A 7115-nucleotide genomic window follows, 5' to 3' on the forward strand; every position below is an offset into this window, starting at 1 on the left:
GGCATGCCTTGTTCGGGGCTTTTATGAACCGGATTGACTCTTCTTCGACAGTTCCACGATCAGGCCTTCGACTGCGAGACCGACGAAGTCCTTTGGATACCCCATGTCATGCAGCGACCAGCGCAAGTCGCTCGCCAGGACAACCCGCCTCAGGTAGCCCAGCTTGCGTTGTGAATGAACTTCCAACGCCATGGCGTAGCACTGTTCCAACGTGCGGGCAATCCTGCTGGCTGAAAGTTGCCCTCGGTTGTTGGCCATCACCTTGACTGGCAAAGTCTTGCCGATGTGGCCGCTCATGCGTTGAGCAAGATCCTTGACCGCACCGAAACCCAGGTTCCACTTGCCACCAGCGAACAATCCACGCGAAATATTTATCATAACGATGTTATATCGCCTAAAGCGGGAATCAGGAATTTCGGGCGCCACGGCGCCCGAAACCACTCGCCATGCGGTCATGGCGAGCCGAACAGATCAGGCATCAGCCACGGCAGGAACTGGGCGTGTACTTGCTGTCGGAACCACTGCAAGACCAGGTCAGGGTGCCGCCGGTTGGTGTCGGGGTCAACGTGATGGTTACAGCTGCCCCCACGGAGCTCGCAGCGGTTGTTCCTTGAACATTGATGATGCCAGCATCTGAAACGCCAGCAGCACTCACCTTGCCTGCCACGGTAATCGCACAGGCCGAGCTGACGTTGACCGGTATCGTCCCGCCGTTGGACTGGGCGGCCTCAGTGATACAGGTTCTTGCTGAACTGGCAGCAAGGATCAGTTCCGACACCTTGGCTCGAACCGTGTAGCTTTGATACGCCGGCAGCGCCACCGCCGCCAAGATACCAATGATTGCCACCACGATCATGAGCTCGATCAGGGTAAAGCCGCGCTGGGCCTGTTTCTTGAGGTTTTTCAGACTCTTCATGCATCCTCCTAGGATTGAGTGAATCAAGGTGTTCAAGGCAACTGCCCTGCGTGGCCATTGTTGCACCACTGACCAGGGGTGTGAAGCCTTTTCTCCTGTTTACTCGGCATTTTTGACACATTTGTGCCACAAGCGTCCGAATAGGTGGGGCGGACGAATCCGGTCAGAGGTGCAAGTAACCCAGCACGCCGGTGGCCAGGCCCAGCGCGGTCGAGCCGTAGACCGCGACCAGCAGCCAGCGCTTGCGTGTCAGCAGCGTGATGGCTGACAGCGCGATCGCGATCTGCAGCAGCGTGGTCGCCAGCGCCCAGCGCCCATGCACGTGCATTTCGACTGCGCTGTGCTCTTCGGCCGCCCTGGACGCGACCTCGAGCTGGTCGGCCTGCGCCTTGATCTCTTCCTTCTCCTGCTTGTAGCGCTCGATGGCCTGCTCGAACTTCTGTTTCGCCTCGCCCTGCGTCAGCGTGACCGAGAGCTCGGCCAGGTTCTGCTTGCTACTCTTGGCCTGGTAGTAGTTCCACTGGTTGGAGGCGGCTGTCTTCTGGATCGCGGCTTCGTTCTTGTACATCAGCGCGGCGTTCTGCGAGTGCCCACCCATGTAGCCGAAGATGGCACCGACGGTCGAAAGCACAGCGGTGAGCACCGCCAGCCGGGAGGTGAAGGCATCGCCGCCGTGCTGGGCGACATGTTCGATTTCATGATCGTGGGGTCCGTGGACGTGAAAACCGTGGCCTGACATGCGTCTGAATCCTGAATTACAGAGAGGAATGAATGAGGAGAGCAGGAACCGCGAGGCACCACCCAGAAGCCAAGTATAGGAGTGAGGCATGACAGGCGCAGCCATTCCCTTGCGCTATCCAGGGCGATCGCGCTATGTTGAGTCTGGCGAGATTTGACCGAACAGGCCCAGCCTATTCCTGTGGTCTCCAAGGGCTTCGTGCCCTTGCCCAAGCGCTGGGTGGTCGAACGTGCCCACGCCTGGGGCGAGCGCTGCCGTCGCTTCGTGCAAACCCAGGATGCACCGACGACGCTGCACACGTCCGCATTGACGACGATGCAGCTCGCAGCCGGCGACGACGCCCACCTGCACCGCGATGCCACTGCACCGATGCAGGCCGCTGCACCGACCAAGAAGGCCAGACGCGCCACTGCACCGCGAGCTGCATCTGTGCGTGACACCGGACGGCGCGAGGTTCAAGCGCCTGAAGGACGGCATCGAGGTCGGGCGCATCAAGCCGAGCCTTCGGGCTATCTACGCCGTCGAGGGCGCGAGTCAGGAAGTCGCCCGGCGCTACCTGCTGGCGCTGGAGCAGCGCCGGCCTCATCGAGCTGGCCGGGCAGGGCAAGGGCTACCGACTGCGCACCGCCTGAACCTGCGCCAGCCCATCACCAGACCCGGCCCCGTGCCGGGTTTGTCGCTTCTGGCCGGCCAACTGGTGACAGGCTGGCACCGATCGAGAGACGACCCAGCAAGGCCGCCAGTAGGCCGCTGGCGCTGCTCCTGGTCGGTCACCAGCCAAATGCAGCCCAAGCCCTTGATCCGCCAGCACTCCTCAAAAGTGAGGAGGCGACTCGATCACCACGGACGACGACGACGCCCTGGTCGAGCTGGACGACATGATCCAAGTCTGGACCATCCCTATCGGCGGCATGGCTGGATTTCAAATCTGAGCAAGCCGGCCCGGCGCCCCTCGTTGAATTCCGGATTTCAAATCCAGAAGTGGGGCGACGACCGCCTCACTTTTGAGGCCGTCGAGCTGCTGGCACTGGTCCAACTCCCGCACTGCGAGGGTTCAGGCAACCGACGCACGACTGAGCTGATCGACCATCACGAGGACATGCGCGCATTGGACGACGACTTCATGGGGCTGGCGCTGGTCGAGCAGCAGGGTGTAAGCCTGAGCTGGATGCAGGGCCTGGAGAGCAGCCGGCAAGGGTCAACGGTACAAAAACCCTGCACCAGTGGCTACATGACCAGCCAAAAACGAAAAAGCCCGGTCGCAAAACCGGGCCAAGTCGTTGATTTGAATGGTAGGGCGTGTAGGACTTGAACCTACGACCAAAGGATTATGAGTCGCGCCATATACCCATATAATCCCATTGAACGCCCTTTCATGGCTCCATGAAAATCAAGGGCTTATAGGGCAAGGCGACTGTCTTTCATTGAATCAGATTCGCCTTCTTGTCGAAAATTGTCTTACATCCGCCCTTACATACTTGGCAATGTAAGACCTCAAGGGGTCAGCATGGCAAAGGTGGCTTTCACGGCTGGACGGGTAGCAGGCTTCAAGTGCCCGGCTGACAAGAAGCAGGCGTTCATGTGGGATGCGACGACGCCGGGCCTGGGCCTGCGAGCGACACCATCCGGCAAACCCGCCTACGTCTTCCAAGGCGTCTATCAGGGCAAAGACGTTCGCATCACCATCGGCAACCCGACCGCCTGGAGCATCCCTGACGCCCAGGCCAAGGCGCGCGAGCTTCAGCGACTCATCGACGAAGGGAAAGACCCGCGCGACCTCAAGCGCGAGGCCGTCGCCGCCCATCTGGAGAAGCAGGCCGCCGCCGCCGCCCAGGCCGTCACCGTGGGCACCGCCTGGGCTGTCTACATCGAAGCCCGCCGTGCCAAGTGGGGAGACAGCCACCACCAGGACCACCACCGCTATGCACAGGCAGGTGGCGAGCCCAAGAAGCGAGGCAAGGGCAAGACCGAGCCGGGACCATTGCACCCGCTGATGGCCCTGCCGCTGCGCGACCTGACCGCCGACCGGGTGCAGGCATGGGCAGCGAAGGAGACCGCCGTCCGCCCGACCGTCACCCGCAATGCATGGCGACTGCTACGCGCCTTCCTGAGCTGGTGCACTGAGCATCCCGACTATGCCGCCGCCGTGCCCTCGACCAACCCGGCCCAGGCCCGCAAGGTCAAGGAGGTACTGGGCAAGCCCGGCGTGAAGCAGGACGCATTGCAGCGTGAGCAGCTATCAGCATGGTTCACCGCTGTGCAGGGTCTGACTAATGCGACCGTGGCAGCCTACCTGCAAGTTCTGCTGCTGACTGGCGCGCGCCCTGGCGAGGTGCTGGCGCTGCGCTGGGAGGACGTGAACGTCCAATGGCGTGGCCTGACCATCCGCGACAAGGTGGAAGGCGAGCGAGTCATTCCTTTGACCGCCTACGTCCATCACCTGCTCGCCGCCCTGCCGCGCCGCAATGCCTGGGTGTTCGCCAGCCCGACCAAGAAGGATGCCCACCTGACCGAGCCGAATCATGCCCATGACCGTGCTTGCGCTGTCGCCGGCATCGAGGTCTTGACCCTGCACGGCCTTCGCCGGTCCTTCAAGAGCCTGACCGAGTGGCTGGAAATCCCGGCAGGCGTGGTTGCGCAAATCATGGGTCACAAGCCCAGCGCGACCGCCGAGAAGCATTACACCGTGCGCCCGCTCGACCTGCTGCGCCTGCACCATGAGCGCATCGAGGCGTGGATGCTGGAGCAGGCCGGCATTCAGTTCGACCGTGCCGCCGAGCCTGGAAAGCTGGCGCTGGTGAAGGTCGCCTGATTGAGTTTTCGCTCCAGCTAGGCCCAGGCCCGCGAACCTGAGTCGAAAAGCCGAAGTCCCCCGATTCGGCCTGCTGGGGTGTCTTTCGTTCGGGGTGAGCATCGGGGGGGATGCACACATGAGTTCCTGGTTATCGAGGCATCTGACGTCAGATGTATTAGAGGATTGGCACGACAGGCAGGAAGCCAAAAGGCTGGCGCGTGTAAAGTGGCTAGGCGGTCTTACCAACTCCACCGCTGTAGGCGCCCTTGCGGCGAAGATGACCGGCGAGAAGCCGCCGCAGACGCTGACCTACGAGCAGCATGTCGATATCGAGATGGCGCGCATCCAAGGCCGCAAGCAAGCAGAGCTTGAAGCTAGGCGTAGGCGACTGTGCCCGACCATCGAGGAGCAGATGCAGGATGCGCTAGAGGATGGCAAGCGCCAAGCAGCAGAGAGACGCAGAGCCGCACCGCCGACACCTACGCCAGCGACCGCACAGGGCGAGATGGTGCAGCCCCTGGCCGCGCCGAATCCAGCGCCAGCCAGCACCGAACAGGTCGAGCCGGAGCAGGCTGTGCAAGCCAGCCATGCGAGAGCAACGGCAGAGCAGCGGCGGGCACGACGCTTTCAGATGTGCATTGACGCCGGGCTGAAGATGCCAGGCAACGATTACGCCTCACTCCCGCGCGGCATTGCTGAAATTGCAAAACAGGAAGGCATCACGCGACAGTCACTTGCAGAGGACTTGAAGGCGCATATCCGCAGGCTGCACGACAGGTAAACAGCAGGCCAGGCAAATGGCAGGCAAACGGCAGGGGCCTACCTGCCGATATGTGCGAAGAATAAGGAGTCATGTTCAATGAATCGGAGAGATTCGACATGGCACAACGAGCCGTTCAACTTACCCCGCTGGCGCAGGAATCCCGCGCAGCAATTCCGACTGCTGAAGCCGCCCATCACCTGAGCCGCGCCAAACAGACCCTTTGGCTGTGGGCCTGCAAGGAGTCCGGCCCGATTCGTCCGGTCCGCGTGCATGGCCGCTTGGCCTGGAAGGTCGCAGACCTGCGCAACCTGCTTGGAATTGAGGTGGCAGCATGAACGCGCTGACCATCAAGTCCAATGGCCTGATGGCCCGCGAAAAAGGCCAATCGCTCGCCAATGACGCGCTTGATGCCTTCAGCAACACCGATTGCCCCGAAACCCGTCGCGCATGGTTTGAAGAAGCGATGTTTGACTTGGCAGAACTGTCGCGTCTGGATTCAGCGATTCCGGGCTTCGTCGAGGAAATGGCGCCGGTCCTGGCTGCCGGCCACTCGGTCGAGGCCAATATCGGTGCGGCCGAGCGCGACAAGGCGCTGGTCGAGTTGTACGCGCATCCTGATGGCGAGCAGGTCTTCTTCTGCAAGAAGTCGAACCGCCTGATGGCATGGGTCACTGGCGACAACCCGGCCTACGTCGAGATTCCAATCGGCCCACACGGACTTCGCCAGTTGGCGACGGACCTGCTCAACGTCGCCAACGAGCTGGAGGCTGCGTAATGAAAAAGGCGCCCGCCACAACCGAAGTCACGACGAGCGCCTGCCAGCACAGCAGCGCGAAGTTTACCAACCCTGGCCGCTTCCCGGTGCGCCTGGGCACCGTGGTCGCCGAAGTCCTGGCCCGCCTGCTGAACCATGAGAGCCTGACCGGCATGGAGGCCGTCTTCGGTGCCAGCACGACCCGACTGGCTGCCGTGGTGTTCTACCTGGAGTCCGATTACGGCTGGAGCATCGAGCGCCGCGACATGGCCGCAGGCTGCAAGGATGGCCGCGTTGCCTGGGTGACGGAGTACCGCCTCAACCCGCTGACCATTGAGGCCGCTATGGCTGCCGGCGCTGGAGCGTGGTGTTCTGATGTGCGCCGTGCCCGCGCCGCCCTGCGCAAGAAGGCAGCCGAGGCCGAGCGCCGCGCCGTACTCGCCAACATCGCCGCCAGCGCGCGCCGTCATGTCAATCCTGGCCAGCGTGCGCTGTTTGACCTGGGAGGCATCTGATGCACGAATCGACGTTCTCCCTCGTGCCCCTTGAGGTCATCAAGGACAAGCGCCTGACACTGTGGCAGGTCCGTGTCCTGGTAGCCCTGTTCTCGTTTCGCAACAAGAACACGGACACGGTTTTTCCGTCGCGCAAGGCCATTGCCGAGCGCAGCGGCATGCACCCGTCGAACATCAGTGCCGCAACGACTGAGCTGGTCGGGCTGGGCTGGTTGACCAAGGAAGGAGCTGGCGGATTCTCGAAATCCAGCCGCTACACCATCACGGTCCCGGACTTCGAAACGGTAGCGGATTTCACTACCGTAGCGGCGCCCACTACCGTAGCGGATTCCGCTATACGCATGCGTGTAGTGGATTTCGCTACACGCAAAGAACAGACCAATGAACAGACCAAGGGAGAGAGCGCGAACAAGTCCGCGCCCACCCCTCCCAAGGCTCGCAAGAAGTCCAAGGCGCTGCCACTGACCGACTGGCTGGCGCAGGTCGCAGCATCCGGCGTGAAGGCCATAAGTTAGTCCTGAGAAATTTTTCGATCCATGCCCCTGTTTTGGCCCGCCATCGGTTCTAATCCTGCCCAGTGCGGCAGGTGCCGCGTCATGAGGACGAGGGAAACGGATGGGCAAGCGACTCGACA

The 7115-nt window shown here is 62.0% G+C and carries 10 protein-coding genes and 1 tRNA gene; 7 read left to right on the forward strand and 4 right to left on the reverse strand.

The genetic code is table 11. The features are described 5' to 3' along the window. Positions 1-21 precede the first annotated feature (21 nt). From PHR85_RS08415 to PHR85_RS08425, 3 genes are all read right to left on the reverse strand, one after another. Positions 22-378, reverse strand: coding sequence for a hypothetical protein (locus tag PHR85_RS08415; RefSeq protein WP_300052944.1), 357 nt, complete (start codon positions 376-378; stop codon positions 22-24). 100 nt (positions 379-478) lie between these two features. Beyond that, positions 479-916: a pilin gene (locus PHR85_RS08420; protein WP_300052946.1), complete on the reverse strand. Its 438-nt coding sequence runs from the start codon at positions 914-916 to the stop codon at positions 479-481. Between the two features lie 163 nt (positions 917-1079). Continuing rightward, positions 1080-1655, reverse strand: coding sequence for a DUF4337 domain-containing protein (locus tag PHR85_RS08425; RefSeq protein WP_300052950.1), 576 nt, complete (start codon positions 1653-1655; stop codon positions 1080-1082). 355 nt (positions 1656-2010) lie between these two features. On the opposite strand from PHR85_RS08425, the gene PHR85_RS08430 reads away from it, so the two are divergent. Continuing rightward, positions 2011-2967: a hypothetical protein gene (locus PHR85_RS08430; RefSeq protein ID WP_300052982.1), complete on the forward strand. Its 957-nt coding sequence runs from the start codon at positions 2011-2013 to the stop codon at positions 2965-2967. On the opposite strand, the gene PHR85_RS08435 is transcribed toward PHR85_RS08430, so the two are convergent. Then, positions 2946-3027 (reverse strand) — tRNA-OTHER (locus PHR85_RS08435). The two genes, PHR85_RS08430 and PHR85_RS08435, sit on opposite strands and share 22 nt — an antisense overlap. A gap of 135 nt (positions 3028-3162) precedes the next feature. On the opposite strand from PHR85_RS08435, the gene PHR85_RS08440 reads away from it, so the two are divergent. The 6 genes from PHR85_RS08440 to PHR85_RS08465 all read left to right on the forward strand — a co-directional run bounded on the left by PHR85_RS08440 (position 3163) and on the right by PHR85_RS08465 (position 6996). Further along, positions 3163-4467: an integrase family protein gene (locus PHR85_RS08440; protein ID WP_300052953.1), complete on the forward strand. Its 1305-nt coding sequence runs from the start codon at positions 3163-3165 to the stop codon at positions 4465-4467. A 118-nt stretch (positions 4468-4585) separates the two neighbouring features. Then, entirely contained in the window at positions 4586-5230 is a 645-nt protein-coding gene (locus PHR85_RS08445; RefSeq protein WP_300052956.1) for a hypothetical protein, read from the forward strand. A gap of 71 nt (positions 5231-5301) precedes the next feature. After that, positions 5302-5547 carry a DNA-binding protein gene (locus PHR85_RS08450; RefSeq protein WP_300052959.1) on the forward strand — a complete coding sequence of 82 codons (246 nt, stop codon included), beginning with the start codon at positions 5302-5304 and terminating at the stop codon, positions 5545-5547. Continuing rightward, positions 5544-5987, forward strand: coding sequence for a hypothetical protein (locus tag PHR85_RS08455; RefSeq protein ID WP_300052962.1), 444 nt, complete (start codon positions 5544-5546; stop codon positions 5985-5987). The genes PHR85_RS08450 and PHR85_RS08455 overlap by 4 nt, the downstream gene beginning before the upstream one ends. Further along, a complete protein-coding gene (locus PHR85_RS08460; protein WP_300052965.1) occupies positions 5987-6481 on the forward strand; it encodes a helix-turn-helix domain-containing protein in 495 nt (164 codons plus the stop codon). The genes PHR85_RS08455 and PHR85_RS08460 overlap by 1 nt, the downstream gene beginning before the upstream one ends. Beyond that, the gene (locus PHR85_RS08465; RefSeq protein WP_300052968.1) at positions 6481-6996 is read left to right on the forward strand and encodes a helix-turn-helix domain-containing protein; all 516 of its coding nucleotides are present in this window, start codon (positions 6481-6483) and stop codon (positions 6994-6996) included. Before PHR85_RS08460 ends, PHR85_RS08465 begins: the two co-directional genes overlap by 1 nt. Positions 6997-7115: the final 119 nt, after the last annotated feature.

Source organism: Malikia sp. (genome assembly GCF_028687635.1).
In the GTDB taxonomy this organism is placed as follows: Bacteria; Pseudomonadota; Gammaproteobacteria; order Burkholderiales; family Burkholderiaceae_C; genus Malikia.

Excerpts from the sequence above, each read along its gene's own strand:
- PHR85_RS08415 (WP_300052944.1), bottom strand. The coding sequence starts at position 378 with ATGATAAATATTTCGCGTGGATTGTTCGCTGGTGGCAAGTGGAACCTG.
- PHR85_RS08420 (WP_300052946.1), bottom strand. The coding sequence starts at position 916 with ATGAAGAGTCTGAAAAACCTCAAGAAACAGGCCCAGCGCGGCTTTACC.
- PHR85_RS08425 (WP_300052950.1), bottom strand. The coding sequence starts at position 1,655 with ATGTCAGGCCACGGTTTTCACGTCCACGGACCCCACGATCATGAAATC.
- PHR85_RS08430 (WP_300052982.1), top strand. The coding sequence starts at position 2,011 with ATGCCACTGCACCGATGCAGGCCGCTGCACCGACCAAGAAGGCCAGAC.
- PHR85_RS08440 (WP_300052953.1), top strand. The coding sequence starts at position 3,163 with ATGGCAAAGGTGGCTTTCACGGCTGGACGGGTAGCAGGCTTCAAGTGC.
- PHR85_RS08445 (WP_300052956.1), top strand. The coding sequence starts at position 4,586 with ATGAGTTCCTGGTTATCGAGGCATCTGACGTCAGATGTATTAGAGGAT.
- PHR85_RS08450 (WP_300052959.1), top strand. The coding sequence starts at position 5,302 with ATGTTCAATGAATCGGAGAGATTCGACATGGCACAACGAGCCGTTCAA.
- PHR85_RS08455 (WP_300052962.1), top strand. The coding sequence starts at position 5,544 with ATGAACGCGCTGACCATCAAGTCCAATGGCCTGATGGCCCGCGAAAAA.
- PHR85_RS08460 (WP_300052965.1), top strand. The coding sequence starts at position 5,987 with ATGAAAAAGGCGCCCGCCACAACCGAAGTCACGACGAGCGCCTGCCAG.
- PHR85_RS08465 (WP_300052968.1), top strand. The coding sequence starts at position 6,481 with ATGCACGAATCGACGTTCTCCCTCGTGCCCCTTGAGGTCATCAAGGAC.